This is a genomic window from Streptomyces africanus (assembly GCF_002150735.1).
GTDB classification, from domain to species: Bacteria; Actinomycetota; Actinomycetes; order Streptomycetales; family Streptomycetaceae; genus Streptomyces; species Streptomyces africanus.
Genome location: NZ_MUKA01000093.1, coordinates 45,772 through 62,963, shown reverse-complemented (window position 1 = coordinate 62,963; position 17,192 = coordinate 45,772). Strand labels below are relative to the sequence as shown.

Below are 17,192 nucleotides of genomic sequence, written 5' to 3'. Positions count from 1 at the left end.
TGTGTTCTCGGGTTCCGGCCGCGGCCTCGGCCGGAACTTGCGAGAGCGGGGGTGAGCTGTCAAGTGGCCTGGACTCCGGCGGCTTTCGCCGCCGCGGAATCCGCTACGACAGTATCTCCGGCCTCGTCGACACTGAGCGCGCCGGTCATGATGGCGACGACCTCCGCCATGGAGTAGTCGGAGGGCTTGATCACGGCGGCGCGCCGGCCCAGCCGGTGGACGTGGATCCGGTCGGCGATCTCGAATACGTGGGGCATGTTGTGGCTGATCAGGACGACCGGCATGCCCTTGTCGCGGACGCGGCGGATGAGGTCGAGGACCTGTCCGGACTCCTTGACGCCGAGGGCGGCGGTGGGTTCGTCCATGACGACGACGCTGCGGGCCCAGGCCACGGCCCGGGCGACCGCGACCGCCTGCCGCTGTCCGCCGGAGAGGGTCTCGACCGACTGGGTCAGCGAGCGCAGCCCGATCTTCAGGTCGGCCATGTGCTCGGCGGCCTCCTTGCGCATGCGCTTCTTGTCGAGCATGCGGAAGGCGCTGCCGAGGATGCCGGGGCGGCGCAGTTCGCGGCCGAGGAACATGTTGGAGGCGATGTCCATCGAGGCGGCCACGGCCAGGTCCTGATAGACCGTCTCGATGCCGTGGGCGCGTGCGCTCTGCGGGCCGGAGAAGGTGATGGGCTCGCCGTTCAGGCGTATCTCGCCCGCGTCGGGGACCACCGCGCCGGTGAGGGCCTTGATGAGGCTGGTCTTGCCGGCGCCGTTGTCGCCGATGACGGCGAGGACCTCGCCGGGCAGCAGGTCGAAGTCGGCGCCGTCGATGGCGGTGACGTGGCCGTACCGCTTGACCAGGCCGCGGGCCTGCAGGACGGGGGTCGCAGTGGTGGTGGTCATCGGGCCTTCTTCCGCGAGATCTGGTCCACGGTCACCGCGAGGATCACCAGGACTCCGGTGATGAGGGTCTGGTAGATGGAGGCGACGCCCATCAGCTGAAGGCCGTTGCGGAAGACGCCGACGATGAGGACGCCGATGAACGTGCCCAGGACGGAGCCGCGTCCGCCGAAGAGGCTGGTGCCGCCGAGCACCACGGCCGTGATGCTGTCGAGGTTGTCGGTCTGCCCCGCCTGGGGGTCACCGACTCCGGTGCGGGAGATGAGCAGCAGGGCGGCGACGCCGTACATCAGGCCGGCCACGGTGTAGACGCCGATGGTCAGCCGGGAGGTGCGGATGCCGTTCAGCCGCGCGGCTTCCGGGCTGTTGCCCAGGGCGTAGACGTGCCGGCCCCAGCTGGTGCTGCTCAGCGCGTACGCGAAGAGTAGGAACAGGGCGATGGTGACCAGCGAGCCGTAGGTGATGTCCGTCTTGCCGAGCGGGAAGGTCTGCCCGAGCGCCGTCAGCGGGCCGGGCAGGTTGGTGACGGTCTGCTCCTCGGAGTAGATGTGGGTCAGCGCGAACGCCACGTTGAGCATGCCGAGGGTGACGATGAAGGGCGGGAGCGGGATCCGCTGCACCAGCGCGCCGTTGAGCAGGCCGAAGCCGGCGCAGACGACCAGGCCCAACGCGATCGCGGCGAGCGGTGGCAGGGAGCCCTCGGCCGCCATCTTGGCGATCACGATGCTGCCGAACGCCATCACCGCTCCGCAGGACAGGTCGATGCCCGCGGTGAGGATGATCAGCGTCTGGCCGATGGCGAGGGTGCCGACGACCATGACCTGCTGCACGATCAGCGAGAAGTTCCCGCCGGTGAGGAACTGGTCGGTCGAGACGGAGAAGAAGACACAGGCCAGGAGGAGGGCGGCCAGCGGGCCGGTGGTCGGCTGCGTGAGCAGTCTGCGCAGAGTGGTCGGTGCTTTGAGCTCGGCGTACGGCGTGGAGGTGGAGGGTGGCGTGGACGTGGCAGTCATGCGAGGTCCTTGTCGGAAGACAGAAGTCCTTGTCGGTCCTTGTCGGACGGGAGGTTGTCCTTCTCGGACGGCAGGAGGACGAGGGGGCGGCCGTCCCCGGTCGGGGAGGAGGGGCCGGCCGCCCCGCTGAGGGGTGTCGAACGGCGGCAGCTACGGCGGCAGCCGGGGGTCGGCCGGCGGCTCAGCCCCAGCAGTTGTCCAGGCCGTAGGCGGTGTCCTTGGACGTGACCCCGTCCTGCGCCTTGTCGGTGATCAGGGTGACGCCGGTGTCGGTGTAACCGGACGCCTTCTTGCCGTCCTTGGCGTACGTCGCGACGGCCTTGACGCCCTCGGCGGCCATCTTCAGCGGGTACTGCTGCGAGGTCGCGGCGATCTTGCCGTCCTTGACGGCCTTGGTGCCGGTGCAGCCGCCGTCGACGGAGACGATCAGCACGTCCTTCTCCCGGCCCTTGGCCTTCAGCGCCGTGTACGCGCCCAGCGCGGCCGGTTCGTTGATGGTGTAGACGACGTTGATGCCGGGCTCCTTCTGGAGGCAGTTCTCCATCGCCGTCTGGCCCTTGGACTGGTCACCGCCGGTGTCCTGAGCACAGGCGACGTCCTTGTCGGTGGCGCCGAAGCCCTTGAGGAAACCGTTGTGCCGCTGAACGCCGACGGACACACCCGGCGCGAGGTCCAGGGCGGCTATCTTCGCGGTCTTGCCCTTCATGGCGGCCTTGGCGTACTCGCCGATCAGCTCGCCCGCCTTGAGGTTGTCGGTGGCGAACAGGGCGTCGGCCGCGCTCTCCGGGTCGGTCGGGGTGTCCAGGGCGATGACCAGAACACCCTTGGCCTTGGCCTTCTCGATCGCCGGCACGATCGCCTTGGAGTCGCTCGGCGTGATCAGGATGCCCTTCACCCCGGAGGCGACCATGTTCTCGACGGCGGTGACCTGCCCGGCGTTGTCCCCGTCGAACTTGCCCGCCGCGGTGACGAGTTGGACGCCGTTGTCCTTGGCGGCCTTCTCCGCGCCTTCCTTCATCTTCACGAAGAACGGGTTGGTGTCGGTCTTGGTGATCAGACCGACCTTGACGCTGCCCGATCCGGCGTTCGCCGTGCCCGACCCGGATCCGGATCCACAGGCGGTCAGGGTGAGGGCCGCGATGCCCGTGCACGCGGCGACTCTGAGCATGGAGGAAGGCAGACGAGAGATACGTGACATGAACGACTCCTGCGGGATTGCGGACGAGCGGCCGGCATCGGGCGCATGCCGCCCGAGGTGTCATCGTTGACTCATGTCAGCGTTGACACTGCTTGGCGAGGATGATGGACTCCGCCTTCAGGCAACGTCAATGCCTTTCACCCGTCACAAATTGGCAACGCCGTGGCCGCCACCCGCCCGAACCGGTCCGGGGACTGCTCGCAATTGCCCGTTTCGCTGACGCGTCCCAAGAGAAGAGCCGCCCATGTGCCCGCGCCAGATCACCGTCCTGGGGGAGTGCGTCGCCGACGCGTTCACCCAGTCCGCAGGGACCCGGAACGAACTCGCCCTGCGCGTCCTGCCGGGCGGCGGACCGGCCAACACGGCCGTGGCCCTGGCCAGGCTGGGCACCCCGGCCCGCTTCCTCGCCCGGCTGTCCGGTGACGTGTTCGGCCGCCTCTTCCGCGCCCACCTGGAAGCCTCCGGCGTGGACCTGTCGCACGCCGTCGAGGCCGCCGAGCCCAGCACGCTGGCCGTGGCCGAACTGGATGCCCAGGGGCAGGCCGCGTTCTCCTTCCACGCCCAGGCCACCGCGGACTGGCAGTGGACGAACGCGGAACTGGCCGGGGTGGACCTGGCCGGCACCGCCTGTCTCCACACCGGGTCGCTGGCCCTGGTCAAGGACCCCGGGGCAGGGGTGGTGGAGGACTTCCTGGCAACGGCCGCGCCCCGGACGACCATCAGCATCGACCCCAACGTCCGCCCCCTCCTGGTGCACCCCGAGGTCTACCGCGCCCGGCTGGCGCACTGGTGCGGCCTCGCGGATGTGCTGCGGCTGAGCGAGGACGACCTGGAGCTCCTGCTGCCCGGGACGCCGCCCGAGCAGGCGTGCGACACCTGGCATGCGGCCGGGGCGCGGCTCGTCGTGATCACGCGCGGCGCGGACGGCGCGCTGGCCTCACTCGACGGGGAGCGGGTGCGGGTGCCCGCGGCGCCGGCGCAGGTCGTCGACACGGTCGGGGCAGGGGACTCCTTCACCGCGGGACTGCTGCACCACCTCGGCACCCGCGGACTCCTCGGCGGCAGGCTGACGGACCTGCGTCTCGGCGATGTCGAGGCGGCCTGCCTGTTCGCCACGCGGGTCGCGGCCCTGACCTGCTCGGTCGCCGGCCCGAACCCGCCCTGGCAGGCGCAGCTCACGACGGACGAGGGCCTCGTCCGGCACCTCGACTCCACCCACTGAAAGGACAGGAAACCATGACGAAGACCCTGCTCGCCGAGTTCACCGCCCGAGAGGGAGCGGAGGCCGAGGTCGCCCGCCTGATCCAGGAGTACGCCGTGAAAGTGCGCGAGGAGGAAGGCAACCTGGCCTTCGACGTCTACACCAAGGCGGCCGACCCGCGCGCCTACTGGATCTTCGAGGTCTACCGTGACGAGGACGCCTTCAAGGCACACCTGGACGCCCCGTACGGCGCCCCGTTCAACGCCGCCCTCACGCCGCTGATCGAGGAGGACGCTTCGGTACTGACGTTCCTCGATCCGCTGGCCACGCATCCGTAGTTCTGCACGCCGGAAGCCGCGGCTCGTCACCGCCGGATGGACTTCAGCCGCCACGCCCGCATGTGGCTGAGGGTGGCGGTGCCGCCCTGGGCGAAGACCTCGACGCCGGTGCTGGAGGGATCGGGGAAGATCTGGTCGGTGATCACTGCTTCGCCCTCGCCGCCGAAGACCTCGACGGACGACCAGTCGACCAGGATCCGCAGCTTGACCTTGCCGTCCTTCGGCTTCAGAGGTGCGGTCTGGACGCCGGGGAAGGTGCTGTTGAAGTCCCCGGCGCCGGAGCGGGTGCGGTCGACGTACAGCTCCTGGGTCGTGGTGTCGTAGCCGATGACGGTCTCCTCGCCGCCTGCTCCGGTGCGGACCCTCAGGCCGAAGCGGTCGGCGTCCCTGAGGGAGAACGTCGCCTCGATGTCGAGTGCCTTGCCCTTGGCCGCGGGACTGATCAGGGGCTTGGACGCGCTGTTGACGGTGATGTCGGACGCCGTCGCCGGGCGCTTGTCCCGGAGGGATTCCAGGCTGCCCACCGGCTTGCTGGTCAGCCGGATCCGGCCGTCGACGGTGCGCAGGGCCATCTCCCGCGGAACGCTCTGCGCACCGCGCCAGGGGGAGGTGGGGACGGACTGGCCGTAGTCCCAGTTGTTCATCCAGCCGATCATGTAGCGCTTGCCGCCCGGCGCGTTCTCCCAGGACACCGCCGCGTAGTAGTCCTTGCCGTAGTCGGCCCAGTCGGCGCGCTGTACGACGGACTGGGCGGGCTTGTCGGCAGCGGTGAACTGGTCGGCCAGGACGTGGCCCCAGCCGCCGGTGTTCATGTCGACGACCTGGATCTGCGCTTTCTTGCCGGCGTACGGGCGCATGTCGAAGGAGGCCCAGTCCAGGGTCTCGCTGTCGGTGCCGGTCGCGCTGCGGACGACCTGGCCGTCGACGATCAGGTTGACGGACGTCTCCTGGGACACGCGCTGCGCCTGAGTGTCGGACAGCATGAGGTGGTCGACGTTGAGATGGCCCCAGCCGCCGGTGTTGTCGTCGACGATCCTGATCCGCGCCTGCTTGCCGGCGAGGTCGCTGACGTCCCAGGAGGCCCAGTTGAGTGCCTCGGCGTCCCTACCGGTGGCGCTGCGGACGACCTGGCCGTCCACGACGAGCTCGACGATGGTCGGGCGGTCCGAGCCGGCGGGGTGATTGCCCCCGCCGATGAGGAAGTTGATGTGTTTCTTGTCGATGGTGAACTCGGGCGAGGTGAGAGTGCCGGTGGTGGCGTCGCCGTTGAGGAACGTGTTGGCCAGCCCGTCTCCCAGGAAGCCGGAGACCTGCCCCTGGCCGGGGAGGGTGCCGGTGGCCGGTGCGGTACCGAAGGCGTCCCCGGTCGCCGTCCAGTCGCCGTAGGTTCCGCCTTCGAAGTCGGCGAGGACCGTCCCCTCGGGCGGAGTGCTGTCCATGACGGTTCCGGCCTCGCGTGGATGCCGTCCGCCGCCGATCTTGAAGTTCAGGTAGGGGCTGTCGACGGTGAATGGGGGAGAGGTGAGCGTGCCGGTGGATCCGTCACCCGCGTGGAAGCTGTTGGCGAGGCCCTTGCCGTCGAAGCCCTCGACGGTCCTCTGCCCGTCCACCGCTCCCGTTGCCGGTCCCTGGCCGAAGGCGGTGCCCGTGGCCGCCCATGAACCGAAGCCGGTGCCCTCGAAGTCCTGCACGACCTTCCCCGTGGGCGGCGTGTAGGTGCCCTTGTCATCTGCGGTGAACTTCTTGCCGTCGAAGTCGCCGACGAAGTACTGGGCGGCCGAACCGCCAGCGATGCCCCCGGGGTTGATGTTGACGACCAGGACCCACTTGATCTTCTTCCTGTCCCCGTCGACCGCGAGGGGGAACAGGTCGGGGCACTCCCACACGCCGTCCGTAGCACCGGCCGGCCCGAACTCGCTCAGCAGCTCCCAGTCCTTGAGGTTCTTCGACGAGTAGAACCGCACCTTGTGCTCGGCGGACAGCGATACCGTCATCAGCCAGCTCTTGGTCGGCGCGTACCACTGGACCTTGGGGTCGCGGAAGTTGGTGGAGCCGATGTCGATGACGGGGTTGCCCTGGTACTTGGTCCAGGTGCGGCCGCGGTCGGTGCTGTACGCGAGCGACTGGGCCTGCTTGCCGCCGTCCTTGTAGGCGCTGGTGTAGATCGCCACCATGGGCGGGTTCTTCTTCGTGCCGAACCCCGTGGTGTTGTTCCAGTCGACGACCGCGCTGCCGGAGAACACCATCTCCTCGTCGTCGTGCGACAGGGCGAGCGGCAACTCCTCCCAGTGCACGAGGTCCTTGCTCACCGCGTGCCCCCAGGACATGTCGCCCCAGGCGTTGCCATTCGGGTTGTACTGGTAGAAGAGGTGGTACTCGCCCTTGTAGTGGACGAGGCCGTTGGGGTCGTTCATCCAGTTCTTCTCCGGGGTGAAGTGGAACTGGGGCCGGTAGGTCTCCGTGTATCTCGGGGTGTCGGCGGCGACCGCCTGGGGAGCGAGCGGAGCGGCGGACAGGGCGCAGACCGTCGCCACCGCCGCCATCGATCGCAGGCGGGCATGCCGGGATACGCGTACAGAGCTCATGGTGTCTCCTTGTCCCGCGGCCGTCCGTGCAGCGGCGACTGCGGCCCCGGTGCGGACGGACCAAAAAACGAGGTGTCAACGTTGACTTGTGTCAGCGATGACATCGAGTGCCGATTATGAAGGGCAGCCCGGCCGGTGCGTCAACGGTGCGGGCGCGATTGTTTCCGTAGGCACGGGGCTCTACGCGTATCCCACGGCCGGGATGACACCGCCGAGGCTTCGTTCGACGAACTCGCGGGTGCGGCGGTCGAATTGGGCATGACGATGGTCCAGCCTGTGTGACCCGCCCCGGGTGCGGACTCGTCGCACGTGGTCGCGACGAGCTCCGACCACGGCCGTCCCACAGCCTCCCAGTAGTGCCGCTCGCGGATCGACGATGAACCGAAGAAGAGGGCGCCGTCGCCCCGCAGATCGGTGACGACCAGCCGGTGGCCGCAACTGACATCGCCGGTGCCGGTACTGATAGGCACGGCCTATACGGGGCATCGATTTTTGGTCGTGGACCCCCTGACACGTGGCCCGGTTCACTGTGGCCCAGGCTGCCGATCGGGCTCGGTGGCGCGCGATCAGGGAGGCTGCAATGACGCAAACCCCGGACAACGAGCGAGCCGCACAGGCCGTACGCATCGCGGCGAAACCGTGGTACCGGCAGTTGTACGTCCAGGTCCTCGTGGCGATCGTGACGCCGTCCTCCTGGACCCGGCTGGCCCGGCGCTGCGGCGCCGTGGTCGCCCCCATCGAGCCGACGGCCCACCTCCACGTGGCCATGGTCAGCCTGCCCGCTCACCTCACCCCGGCGGCGCGGGCGTTCCTCGCCCTCACCAGGTCGCTGGCGCAGCGGCGGGTGCACGCCGCCTGACGCAGGACCGATCGGCCACGCCTATACGTCGTATCGGAAGCAGGTCTTGGACGCGCGGGGACGCCGCTGTGTTGACTCGAACCGACCGCACGACAGTGAGCCGGAGGCCATGACAGCCGCACCCCGCACGTTCCGCATCGCCGCCATCCCCGCCGACGGGGTGGGCAAGGAGGTCGTCGCCGCCGGGCGGGCCGTCCTCGACGCCCTGGCCGAGACCTCCCATGGCTCCGCGGCTCCCTTCGCCTTCGCCTGGGAGGAGTTCCCCTGGGGCTGCGCGTTCTACGAGCGCACCGGCACGATGATCGACGACGACGGCCTGGAGCGGCTCAAGGACTTCGACGCGATCTACTTCGGCGCTGTCGGCTGGCCGACCGTCCCCGACCACGTCAGCCTGTGGGGCCTGCGCCTGAAGATCTGCCAGAACTTCGACCAGTGGGCCAACGTCCGCCCCGTGCACTTCCTGCCCGGCGTCCAGAGCCCGCTGCGCAAGGCCGACGACACCGAGCTGGACTGGGTGGTCGTCCGCGAGAACAGTGAGGGCGAGTACGCGGGCCTCGGCGGCCGCAACCTCTCCGGCCGCGGACCCGGCGGTGAAGTCGCCGTGCAGTCGGCCCTGTTCACCGAGGTGGGCTGTGAGCGGATCATGCGGTTCGCCTTCGGCCTGGCCCGGACCAGGGCGCACAAGAAGGTCTCCTCCGTGACCAAGAGCAACGCCCAGCAGTACGGCATGGTCCTGTGGGACGACGTCTTCAAGCGCGTCGCCGCCGACTATCCGGACGTCGAGACGGAGAGCGTGCTCGTGGACGCGATGTCCGCCAAGTTCGTCCTGCACCCCGAGGACCTCTCGGTCGTCGTCGCCTCCAACCTCAACGCCGACATCCTCTCCGATCTCGGCAGCGCCCTGGCCGGCAGCCTGGGCCTGGCCGCCAGCGCCAACCTCAACCCCGAGCGCCGCTTCCCCAGCATGTTCGAGCCGGTGCACGGTTCCGCCCCGGACATCGCGGGTCAGGGCCTGGCCAATCCGATCGGCGCGGTCGGCAGCGCGGCGCTGATGCTGGAGCACTTCGGCCTGCCCGACCAGGCGGCCCGTCTGCTCAAGGCGATCGAGACCACGACCGCCGCCGGCATCCTCACCCGCGACGTCGGCGGTACGGCCACGACGGACGACGTGACCAAGGCCCTGATCGACGCGCTCGACGCCTGACGGACCTGCGGCGCCGCTGGTGGCGCTCCCCGGCACGCAGGGCTGTCCGGCGGACCGGCCGAGCCTCCTTCACGAAGAGGCCTCGTACGCACGGGAGTTGCGCACGAACAGCTCGTGCAGATCGCGCACGGCCCGGGGGACGGAGCCGGAGTGGCGGCGCTGCAGGACCAGCAGCACCTCGGTCGCGTCCCCGGCGAGCGGCCGTACGGTGAGTGCGCCCCGCCGCTCCAGAGGGTCGCCGACGACGCTGAAGTCCGGCAGCACCGTCGCCCCCAGGCCCTCGGCGACCATCAGCTTGCCCATTTCCGCGCCGTCGGTCGAGTACGAGAAGGACGGTGTCCTGCCGCCGAGCAGGCGGTGCACGAATCGGTGCATGACATAGCCGGACCGCATCACGACCAGCGGCTCGGCCAGGAGGCTGTCCACGTCCACCGCGTCCAGGGCCGCCAGCGGACTGTCCGGGCGCAGGCACACCACGGGCCGGCCGCGCAGGAGTTCCGTGGTGTCGAAGCCGGGTGGCATGTCATCGCCCCCGAGGTAGTTCACCAGCCCCAGGTCGAACGCGCCCTCCAGCAGCCCGCGGTGGATCTCGGACTGCTGCGCGCCGACCAGCTCGACCTGGGTGACCGGGTGCGAGGCCCGGAATTCCCGCACCGTCGGGATGACCAGCGGGACAGTGGCCGTGTTGACCGTGCCGAGGCGGACCATGCGGCTGATGCGGTGCTGGTCGCCGGCCGCACCGCGCAGGCGGTCGACCGCGTCCAGCACGCTCATGATGTGCGGCAGCAGTTCCCGGCCCTCGTCGCTGATCTTCGCCCCGGACCGCTTGCGCTCCAACAGGTCCACGCCGAGCTCGCGCTCCAGATTGCGCATGGTCTCGCTGAGCGCGGGCTGGGACAGGTGCAGTTCCTCGGCGGCGCGCCGCAGTGATCCCAACCGTGTGACGGCGGCGATGTATTCGAGCTGTTCGATACGCACGCCAGGAGACTGCCGTCCGCCGGGCGCCGGGTTCAAGGGAATCCCTGTCACAACCTCGTGAATACCGACTCTCAGCATGTGGAATCACTTCCGCGCTTTCTTGACCGGTCCGACTCCCCGCTGGTTGGATCGATGACATGAAGCGACAGGATCTCACGCGGCGACGCCATGTCGACCTTGCGCGTGTCTCCAGCTCCTGCTGTCGCTGTCGCGCCTGAGCGCATCCGAGGGAAACCCTCGCACCCGCGCCGCTCTCTCTCGTGAATTCCACCGCCGGCCGCTTTCCATGGTGATTTCGGCTGTGCCGGATGCGGCGTCCCCGCACGCCTGAATCGCGATCACCGCACTCTTTTCCCTGTCACCACACGTGCTTTTTTCGTGTGTGCTTTTACCAGGAGCTCCCCATGCCCGTACCGCCCGTGTCCGACCCCCTCCGCTTCGCCTACTGGGTGCCGAACGTCAGCGGCGGCCTGGTCACCAGCACCATCGAGCAGCGCACCGACTGGGGCTACGACTACAACCGCGAACTGGCCGTGCTCGCCGAGAACAACGGCTTTGACTACGCCCTCAGCCAGGTCCGCTACATGGCGAGCTACGGCGCCGAGTACCAGCACGAGTCGACCAGCTTCAGCCTCGCCCTGCTGCTCGCGACCCAGCGGCTGAAGGTCATCGCCGCCGTCCACCCCGGCCTGTGGCACCCGGGCGTGCTCGCGAAGCTGGGCGCCACCGCCGACCACCTGTCGCACGGCCGCTTCGCCGTCAATGTCGTCAGCGGCTGGTTCAAGGGCGAGTTCACCGCCCTCGGCGAGCCCTGGCTGGAGCACGACGAGCGCTACCGGCGCTCCGAGGAGTTCATCCGCGCCCTGCGGAAGATCTGGACCGAGGACTACGCCGAACTCGCCGGTGACTTCTACCGGTTGCGCGACTTCTCCCTCAAGCCGAAGCCGCTCAACACCCCCGAGCGCCCGCACCCGGAGATCTTCCAGGGCGGCAACTCCACCGCCGCCCGTGCCATGGCGGGCCGCGTCTCCGACTGGTACTTCAGCAACGGCAAGGACTTCGACGGCGTCACCGAGCAGATCGGCGACGTCCGCGCGTCCGCCGCCCAAGCGGGCCGCACGCCGCCGAAGTTCGGCCTCAACGGCTTCCTGATCGCCCGCGACACCGAGGCCGAGGCCCGCGAGACGCTCCGCGAGATCGTCGCCAAGGCCGACACACCGGCCGTGCACGGCTTCCGTGACGCCGTGCAGCAGGCCGGTCCGTCCACCGCGGACGGCAAGGGCATGTGGCAGGGCTCCAGCTTCGAGGACCTGGTCCAGTACAACGACGGCTTCCGCACGGGCCTGATCGGCACCCCCGAGCAGATCGCCGAGCGGATCGTCGCCTACAAGCGGCTCGGCGTGGACCTCTTCCTCCTCGGCTTCCTGCACTACCTGGAGGAGGTCGAGTACTTCGGCAAGCGGGTCCTGCCCCTCGTGCGCGAACTGGAGGCACAGGAGCCCGCGCCCGTCACCGCCCACGCCTGACCGCCCTCGAAACGGCGAACTTCCCCACCCCACCCGGTACTTCTGAAAGGTCCCCTCATGGCCACCGTCCTGTCCGTCTCCGGAAGCCCGTCCGCCACCTCCCGCACCGCCCGTCTCCTGCGCCACCTGGACGACCGGCTCACGGCCCAGGGGCACGAGGTGATCCCTCTGGACGTCCGCACTCTCCCGCCCGAGGCCCTGCTGCGCGCCGACTTCGGCCACCCGGCGATCGTCGAGGCCACCGCGCTGTTCGAGCAGGCGGACGGGGTCGTGATCGGCACCCCGGTCTACAAGGCCGCCTACTCCGGCCTGCTGAAGTCGCTGCTGGACCTGCTCCCGCAGTACGCGCTGGCGGGCAAGACCGTCCTCCCACTGGCCACCGGCGGCAGCACCGCCCACGTCCTGGCCATCGACTACGCCCTGCGCCCGGTGCTGAGCTCCCTGGGCGCCGCCCACATCACCCCGGGCTGGTTCACGCTCGACAAGGACATCACCGTGGGCGACGACGGCGCGCTGACCGTCGCACCGGGCGCCGCCGAGCCCCTGGCCCAGGTCACCGACCAGTTCTCGCTCGCTCTCGATGGCCGCTCGGCACTGCTGGCGGCCACGGCATGAGTGCCGTGACCGTGATCGCCGACGACGCCGGGGCTCTTGCCGTCGCCGCCGAACTGGCCGCGGACTTCCGCAAGGACGCCGCCGAGCGGGACGCACGGCGCAGGCTTCCGCGTCCGGAGCTGGAGCGGCTGTCCGCCTCCGGACTGCTCGCCGTGACGGTGCCCGCGGAGTTCGGCGGCGCGGACGTCCGTACGGAGACACTCGCGGAGATCTTCCGGCTGCTGGCCTCGGCCGACGCGAGCCTGGCCCAGATCCCGCAGAGCCACTTCGTGTACGTGGGCGTGCTGCGCCGGCAGGGGACGCGGGAGCAGAAGGAGTTCCTGTTCGGCGAGGTGCTGGCGGGCAAGCGGTTCGGCAACGCCCAGTCCGAGGCGGGCACCAGCCATGTGCAGGACATCCGTACCCGGCTCGCGCGGCGCCTGGACGGGTCGTACGTCCTCGACGGCGTCAAGCACTACTCCACCGGCGCCCTGTTCGCCGACTGGATCCCCGTCCTCGCCCGCGCCGACGACGACAACCTGCACGTGGCGTACGTACCGCGCGACGCACCCGGCCTCACGGTCGTGGACGACTGGGACGGCATGGGACAGCGCACCACCGCCAGCGGAACCGTCCGCCTGGAGTCGGTGCCCGTGCCCGCCGACCGGGTCGTGCCGCACCACCTCACCTTCCGGGGACCCCAACTCCACGGAGCTGTGGCCCAGTTGCTGCACGCCGCCATCGACGCCGGGATCGCCGCCGGCGCGCTGGCCGAGGCGGTGGAGTTTGTGCGCACCAAGAGCCGCCCCTGGTTCGAGAGCGTCGCCGAAGGACACGAGAGCGCCACCGAGGACCCGCTGCTGATCCAGCGCTTCGGCGAACTGGCGATCCGGGTACGGGCCGCCGACGCGCTGCTGTCCACCGCGGCGCGGTCCGTGGACGCCGCCCACGCCCACCTGACCGACGACTCGGCCGCCGCGGCTTCGATCGCGGTGGCCGCGGCCAAGGTGACGGCGGCGGAGGCGGCCGTGGAGGTCGGCAGCGCCCTCTTCGAGGTCTCCGGCACCCGCTCGGCGCTCGACTCCCTGGGCCTGCACCGCCACTGGCGTGACGCCCGCACCCACACCCTGCACGACCCGGCCCGCTGGAAGGTCCAGCACATCGGCCGCTACCTCCTGAACGGCACCCAGCCGCCCCGGCACGGCCTGCTGTAACGGACAACCCCGAACGGAGACCCCACGTGTCCCTCACCTTTCACTGGTTCCTGCCCACCAACGGCGACAGCCGCCATGTCGTCGGCGGCGGCCACGGCACCCCCGCCACGGAGTCCGGGCGCGACCGGCCGCCGACGGTCGCCTACCTGAGCCAGATCGCCCGTGCCGCCGAGGACCTGGGCTTCGTCGGCGCGCTCACCCCCACCGGCGCCTGGTGCGAGGACGCCTGGCTGACCACCGCCATGGTCAGCCAGAACACCGAACGTCTGAAGTTCCTCGTCGCCTTCCGGCCCGGCTTCGTCTCGCCGACGCTCGCCGCGCAGATGGCGTCCACCTTCCAGCGGCAGACCGGCGGACGGCTCCTGCTCAACGTCGTCACGGGCGGCGAGAGCCACGAGCAGCGGGCGTACGGCGACTTCCTCGACAAGGACGCCCGCTACCGCCGAACCGGCGAGTTCCTCGAAGTCGTACGGGAGCTGTGGCAGGGCAAGAGCGTCGACCTGGTCGGCGAGCACCTCCAGGTCGAGGGCGCCAGGCTGGCCCGGGTGCCCGACCCGCTTCCGGAGGTGTACTTCGGCGGCTCCTCGCCGATCGCGGGCGACGTAGCCGCCAAGCACGTCGACGTCTATCTCACCTGGGGCGAGCCGCCCGCGAAGGTCGCCGAGAAGATCGCGTGGATCCGGGCGCTGGCCGAGAAGGAGGGCCGGAGCATCCGCTTCGGCATCCGGCTGCACGTCATCACCCGCGACACCGCCGAGCAGGCCTGGGCCGAGGCGAACCGGCTGCTGGACGGCTTCGACCCGGAGACCGTGGCGTCGGTGCAGGCCGGCCTCGCCCGCAGCGAGTCCGAGGGCCAGCGGCGGATGCTCGCCCTGCACGGCGGCGGCAGCCGCGAGCGTCTGGAGATCCACCCCAATCTGTGGGCCGGCATCGGCCTGGTGCGCGGCGGCGCGGGCACCGCCCTGGTCGGCAGCCACGACGAGGTCGCCGAGCGGATCAAGGAGTACCACGCCCTCGGCATCGACGAGTTCATCTTCTCCGGCTACCCCCACCTGGAGGAGGCGTACTGGTTCGGCGAGGGCGTGCTGCCGAGGCTTCAGGCACAGGGCCTGTGGACGCACCCCTCCGGCAACCAGGCCGCCGCCCCCTCGGCACAGATCCCCTTCGCGGGCGCCGGGAGCCCACGATGACCCACGTGATCGCCGACGACGCCGAGGCCGTCGCCGTCGCCGCCGAGCTGGCCGACAAGTTCTCCCGCGAGGCCGCCCTGCGCGACGCCGAGCGCATCCTGCCGCGGGCCGAACTCGACGAACTGTCGGCCTCCGGGCTGCTCGGCATCACCGTGCCCCGCTCCCACGGCGGCGCCGAAGTCGGCGCCCGCACCCTCGGGGAGGTCGTCCGGCTGCTGTCGGCGGCCGACTCCAGCATCGGCCAGATCCCGCAGAACCACTTCTTCTTCGTGGAGGTGCTGAAGGAGAACGGGACGGCGCAGCAGCGCGACTTCTTCTACGCCGAGGTGCTGGCCGGGCGCAGGTTCGGCAACGCCCTGGCGGAGAAGGGCACCGGACACGCGCTGGAGTTCGCCACCCGCCTGGAGCCCCGTCCCGACGGCTCGTACACCCTGACCGGCACCAAGAACTACTCCACCGGTGCCCTGTTCGCCCACTGGATCCCGGTCTTCGCGCTCGCCCCGGACGACAGTCTCACCGCCGCGTTCGTCCCGCACGACGCCCCCGGCGTCACCGTCGTCGACGACTGGGACGGCATCGGCCAGCGCGGCACGGCCAGCGGCACCGTGAAGTTCGAGGACGTGCACGTCCCCGCCGACCGGGTCGTGCTCCACCACCTCACCTTCGAACGGCCCGAAGTCTTCGGCGCCTTCGGCCAGTTCATCCACGCGGCCGTCGACACCGGCATCGCCCGCGCGGCGCTGGAGGAGGGCGGCGAGCTGATCCGTACGCTCGCCCGGCCCTGGGGCGAGTCGGGCGCCGACCGGGCGAGTGAGGAACCGCTGGTGATCCAGCAGTTCGGGGAACTGTCCCTCCTCGTCCGTGCCGCCGAAGCCCTCCTCGACCGGGCGGGCGCCGCCATCGACGCCGCCCGCCGGGCACCCGCCGACGCGGAGCTCGCCGCCGGGGCGTCCCTCGCCGTCACCGCCGCCCGCGCGCAGGCGGACACGGCCTCGCTGACCGTGGCGAACGACGTCTTCGCGCTCATCGGGACCCGGTCCGTGACCGGCGGCCGAAACCTGGACCGGCACTGGCGCAACGCCCGCACCCACACCCTCCACGACCCGCGCCGATGGAAGATCCAGCACCTCGGCAACCACGCCCTCAACGGCGTCCACCCGCCCGCCAACGGAATCGTCTGAGGACGGCACCACCATGACCGGCACAGCCCCCCGACCCCACGCCGACTGGATCGCCACCGCCCGCGCGGTCGCCGCCGACCTCGCCCAGGACGCCCCCGCACGCGACAAGGCCAACAAGCCGCCCTTCGACGAGATCGAGCGGCTGCGCGCGGCCGGTCTGCTCACCCTCCTCGTGCCGGCCGAGCGCGGCGGCGGGGGAGCGGACTGGCGCACCGCCTACGCCGTCATCCGCGAGATCGCCGCCGGTGACGGCTCCATCGGCCAGCTCCTCGGCTACCACTACCTGTTGTCCTGGAACCCCCGCTTCTTCGGCCGGCCCGCCACCGTCGAGCGCCTGGAGCGCGCCGCCGCCGACGGCGCATGGCTGTGGGGCGGGGCCTTCAACCCGCGCGACCCCGACATCACCCTGACCCCGGACGGCGCCGGCTTCCGGCTCGACGGACGCAAGTCCTTCGCCACCGGCGCCCGCGTGGCCGACCGGCTCGTCGTCGGCGCCGCCCGAGCCGACACCGGCGAACCCGTCGTCGTCTTCGTCGACCCGGCCCACCCCGGAGTCGTCCGCAACGACGACTGGGACAACTTCGGACAGCGGCTGTCGGCGAGCGGCAGTGTGGAGTTCCACGCCGTGCCGGTGGCGGCGGACGACATCCTCGGCTCCCTGTCCCAGGACGAGGAGGCGCTGTCCCCGTTCGCCACGCTGGTCACGCCCGCGATCCAGCTGGTCTTCGTCCACTTCTACCTGGGCATCGCCGAGGGCGCGCTCGCCGCCGCGGCCGAGTACACCAGGACCGCCACCCGTCCCTGGCTGCTGTCGGGCGTCGAGGCCGCCACCGAGGATCCGTACACGCTCGCCACCTACGGCGAACTCGCCGTCTCCGCCCGCTCGGTGCGGGTCCTCGCCGACCACGCCGCCGAAGCGGTCCAGCGCGGCCTCGACCGCGGCCCGGACCTCACCGCCGACGAGCGCGGCGAGATCGCCGTCACCGTCGCCACCGCGAAAGTCGCCTCCACCCGGGCCGCCCTCGACATCACCGCCCGCGTCCTCGAGGCCACCGGCGCCCGGTCCACCGCCTCCGCGTACGGCTTCGACCGGTTCTGGCGCAACGTACGCACCCACACCCTGCACGACCCGGTCGCCTACAAGCTCCGCGAGGTCGGCGATCACTTCCTCAACGGCGCCCACCCGCCGTTCACCCTCTACACGTAACAAGCCAGGAGAAC

General features: G+C 70.4%; 16 protein-coding genes. 11 read left to right on the top strand and 5 right to left on the bottom strand.

Features of this window, described 5'->3' with window-relative positions; translation table 11 throughout:
• Positions 1-59: 59 nt before the first annotated feature.
• The 3 genes from CCL05_RS14405 to CCL05_RS14395 all read right to left on the bottom strand — a co-directional run bounded on the left by CCL05_RS14405 (position 60) and on the right by CCL05_RS14395 (position 3,101).
• Positions 60-893 (bottom strand): ATP-binding cassette domain-containing protein, encoded by an 834-nt coding sequence (locus tag CCL05_RS14405; RefSeq protein ID WP_086560898.1) that lies wholly within the window; start codon positions 891-893, stop codon positions 60-62.
• The gene (locus CCL05_RS14400; RefSeq protein WP_086560897.1) at positions 890-1,903 is read right to left on the bottom strand and encodes an ABC transporter permease; all 1,014 of its coding nucleotides are present in this window, start codon (positions 1,901-1,903) and stop codon (positions 890-892) included. The genes CCL05_RS14405 and CCL05_RS14400 overlap by 4 nt, the downstream gene beginning before the upstream one ends.
• Before the next feature lie 181 nt (positions 1,904-2,084).
• Entirely contained in the window at positions 2,085-3,101 is a 1,017-nt protein-coding gene (locus CCL05_RS14395) for a sugar ABC transporter substrate-binding protein (protein WP_086560896.1), read from the bottom strand.
• 244 nt (positions 3,102-3,345) lie between these two features.
• On the opposite strand from CCL05_RS14395, the gene CCL05_RS14390 reads away from it, so the two are divergent.
• Positions 3,346-4,323 carry a carbohydrate kinase family protein gene (locus CCL05_RS14390; RefSeq protein ID WP_086560895.1) on the top strand — a complete coding sequence of 326 codons (978 nt, stop codon included), beginning with the start codon at positions 3,346-3,348 and terminating at the stop codon, positions 4,321-4,323.
• A gap of 14 nt (positions 4,324-4,337) precedes the next feature.
• On the top strand, positions 4,338-4,640 hold the full coding sequence (locus tag CCL05_RS14385) for a putative quinol monooxygenase (protein WP_086560894.1): 303 nt from the start codon (positions 4,338-4,340) through the stop codon (positions 4,638-4,640).
• Positions 4,641-4,666: 26 nt separating this feature from the next.
• Here the strand turns inward: CCL05_RS14385 and CCL05_RS14380 are convergent, their stop codons facing one another.
• Positions 4,667-7,225: a GH32 C-terminal domain-containing protein gene (locus CCL05_RS14380; RefSeq protein ID WP_086560893.1), complete on the bottom strand. Its 2,559-nt coding sequence runs from the start codon at positions 7,223-7,225 to the stop codon at positions 4,667-4,669.
• A gap of 580 nt (positions 7,226-7,805) precedes the next feature.
• On the opposite strand from CCL05_RS14380, the gene CCL05_RS46135 reads away from it, so the two are divergent.
• Together CCL05_RS46135 and CCL05_RS14370 are read left to right on the top strand one after the other, a co-directional pair.
• Entirely contained in the window at positions 7,806-8,084 is a 279-nt protein-coding gene (locus tag CCL05_RS46135) for a hypothetical protein (protein ID WP_086560892.1), read from the top strand.
• A gap of 109 nt (positions 8,085-8,193) precedes the next feature.
• The gene (locus tag CCL05_RS14370) at positions 8,194-9,288 is read left to right on the top strand and encodes a tartrate dehydrogenase (protein ID WP_086560891.1); all 1,095 of its coding nucleotides are present in this window, start codon (positions 8,194-8,196) and stop codon (positions 9,286-9,288) included.
• A 69-nt stretch (positions 9,289-9,357) separates the two neighbouring features.
• On the opposite strand, the gene CCL05_RS14365 is transcribed toward CCL05_RS14370, so the two are convergent.
• Positions 9,358-10,266, bottom strand: a complete 909-nt coding sequence (locus tag CCL05_RS14365; protein WP_086560890.1) for a LysR family transcriptional regulator — start codon at positions 10,264-10,266, stop codon at positions 9,358-9,360.
• 137 nt (positions 10,267-10,403) lie between these two features.
• On the opposite strand from CCL05_RS14365, the gene CCL05_RS47475 reads away from it, so the two are divergent.
• The 7 genes from CCL05_RS47475 to CCL05_RS14335 all read left to right on the top strand — a co-directional run bounded on the left by CCL05_RS47475 (position 10,404) and on the right by CCL05_RS14335 (position 17,178).
• On the top strand, positions 10,404-10,484 hold the full coding sequence (locus tag CCL05_RS47475; protein WP_358839838.1) for a putative leader peptide: 81 nt from the start codon (positions 10,404-10,406) through the stop codon (positions 10,482-10,484).
• A 186-nt stretch (positions 10,485-10,670) separates the two neighbouring features.
• The gene (gene sfnG / locus CCL05_RS14360) at positions 10,671-11,792 is read left to right on the top strand and encodes a dimethylsulfone monooxygenase SfnG (RefSeq protein ID WP_086560889.1); all 1,122 of its coding nucleotides are present in this window, start codon (positions 10,671-10,673) and stop codon (positions 11,790-11,792) included.
• A gap of 57 nt (positions 11,793-11,849) precedes the next feature.
• On the top strand, positions 11,850-12,407 hold the full coding sequence (gene ssuE / locus CCL05_RS14355; protein ID WP_086560888.1) for an NADPH-dependent FMN reductase: 558 nt from the start codon (positions 11,850-11,852) through the stop codon (positions 12,405-12,407).
• Positions 12,404-13,600: an SfnB family sulfur acquisition oxidoreductase gene (locus CCL05_RS14350; RefSeq protein WP_086560887.1), complete on the top strand. Its 1,197-nt coding sequence runs from the start codon at positions 12,404-12,406 to the stop codon at positions 13,598-13,600. Before ssuE ends, CCL05_RS14350 begins: the two co-directional genes overlap by 4 nt.
• A 26-nt stretch (positions 13,601-13,626) precedes the next feature.
• Positions 13,627-14,790: an LLM class flavin-dependent oxidoreductase gene (locus tag CCL05_RS14345; RefSeq protein ID WP_086560886.1), complete on the top strand. Its 1,164-nt coding sequence runs from the start codon at positions 13,627-13,629 to the stop codon at positions 14,788-14,790.
• Positions 14,787-15,971, top strand: a complete 1,185-nt coding sequence (locus tag CCL05_RS14340; protein WP_086560885.1) for an SfnB family sulfur acquisition oxidoreductase — start codon at positions 14,787-14,789, stop codon at positions 15,969-15,971. The genes CCL05_RS14345 and CCL05_RS14340 overlap by 4 nt, the downstream gene beginning before the upstream one ends.
• A gap of 13 nt (positions 15,972-15,984) precedes the next feature.
• Complete coding sequence (locus tag CCL05_RS14335; RefSeq protein WP_086560884.1) at positions 15,985-17,178, top strand: acyl-CoA dehydrogenase family protein; 1,194 nt, start codon at positions 15,985-15,987, stop codon at positions 17,176-17,178.
• Positions 17,179-17,192 lie beyond the last annotated feature (14 nt).

Coding starts and splice junctions, on each gene's coding strand:
- CCL05_RS14405 (WP_086560898.1), bottom strand. CDS start 893: ATGACCACCACCACTGCGACCCCCGTCCTGCAGGCCCGCGGCCTGGTC.
- CCL05_RS14400 (WP_086560897.1), bottom strand. CDS start 1,903: ATGACTGCCACGTCCACGCCACCCTCCACCTCCACGCCGTACGCCGAG.
- CCL05_RS14395 (WP_086560896.1), bottom strand. CDS start 3,101: ATGTCACGTATCTCTCGTCTGCCTTCCTCCATGCTCAGAGTCGCCGCG.
- CCL05_RS14390 (WP_086560895.1), top strand. CDS start 3,346: ATGTGCCCGCGCCAGATCACCGTCCTGGGGGAGTGCGTCGCCGACGCG.
- CCL05_RS14385 (WP_086560894.1), top strand. CDS start 4,338: ATGACGAAGACCCTGCTCGCCGAGTTCACCGCCCGAGAGGGAGCGGAG.
- CCL05_RS14380 (WP_086560893.1), bottom strand. CDS start 7,225: ATGAGCTCTGTACGCGTATCCCGGCATGCCCGCCTGCGATCGATGGCG.
- CCL05_RS46135 (WP_086560892.1), top strand. CDS start 7,806: ATGACGCAAACCCCGGACAACGAGCGAGCCGCACAGGCCGTACGCATC.
- CCL05_RS14370 (WP_086560891.1), top strand. CDS start 8,194: ATGACAGCCGCACCCCGCACGTTCCGCATCGCCGCCATCCCCGCCGAC.
- CCL05_RS47475 (WP_358839838.1), top strand. CDS start 10,404: ATGAAGCGACAGGATCTCACGCGGCGACGCCATGTCGACCTTGCGCGT.
- sfnG (WP_086560889.1), top strand. CDS start 10,671: ATGCCCGTACCGCCCGTGTCCGACCCCCTCCGCTTCGCCTACTGGGTG.
- ssuE (WP_086560888.1), top strand. CDS start 11,850: ATGGCCACCGTCCTGTCCGTCTCCGGAAGCCCGTCCGCCACCTCCCGC.
- CCL05_RS14350 (WP_086560887.1), top strand. CDS start 12,404: ATGAGTGCCGTGACCGTGATCGCCGACGACGCCGGGGCTCTTGCCGTC.
- CCL05_RS14340 (WP_086560885.1), top strand. CDS start 14,787: ATGACCCACGTGATCGCCGACGACGCCGAGGCCGTCGCCGTCGCCGCC.
- CCL05_RS14335 (WP_086560884.1), top strand. CDS start 15,985: ATGACCGGCACAGCCCCCCGACCCCACGCCGACTGGATCGCCACCGCC.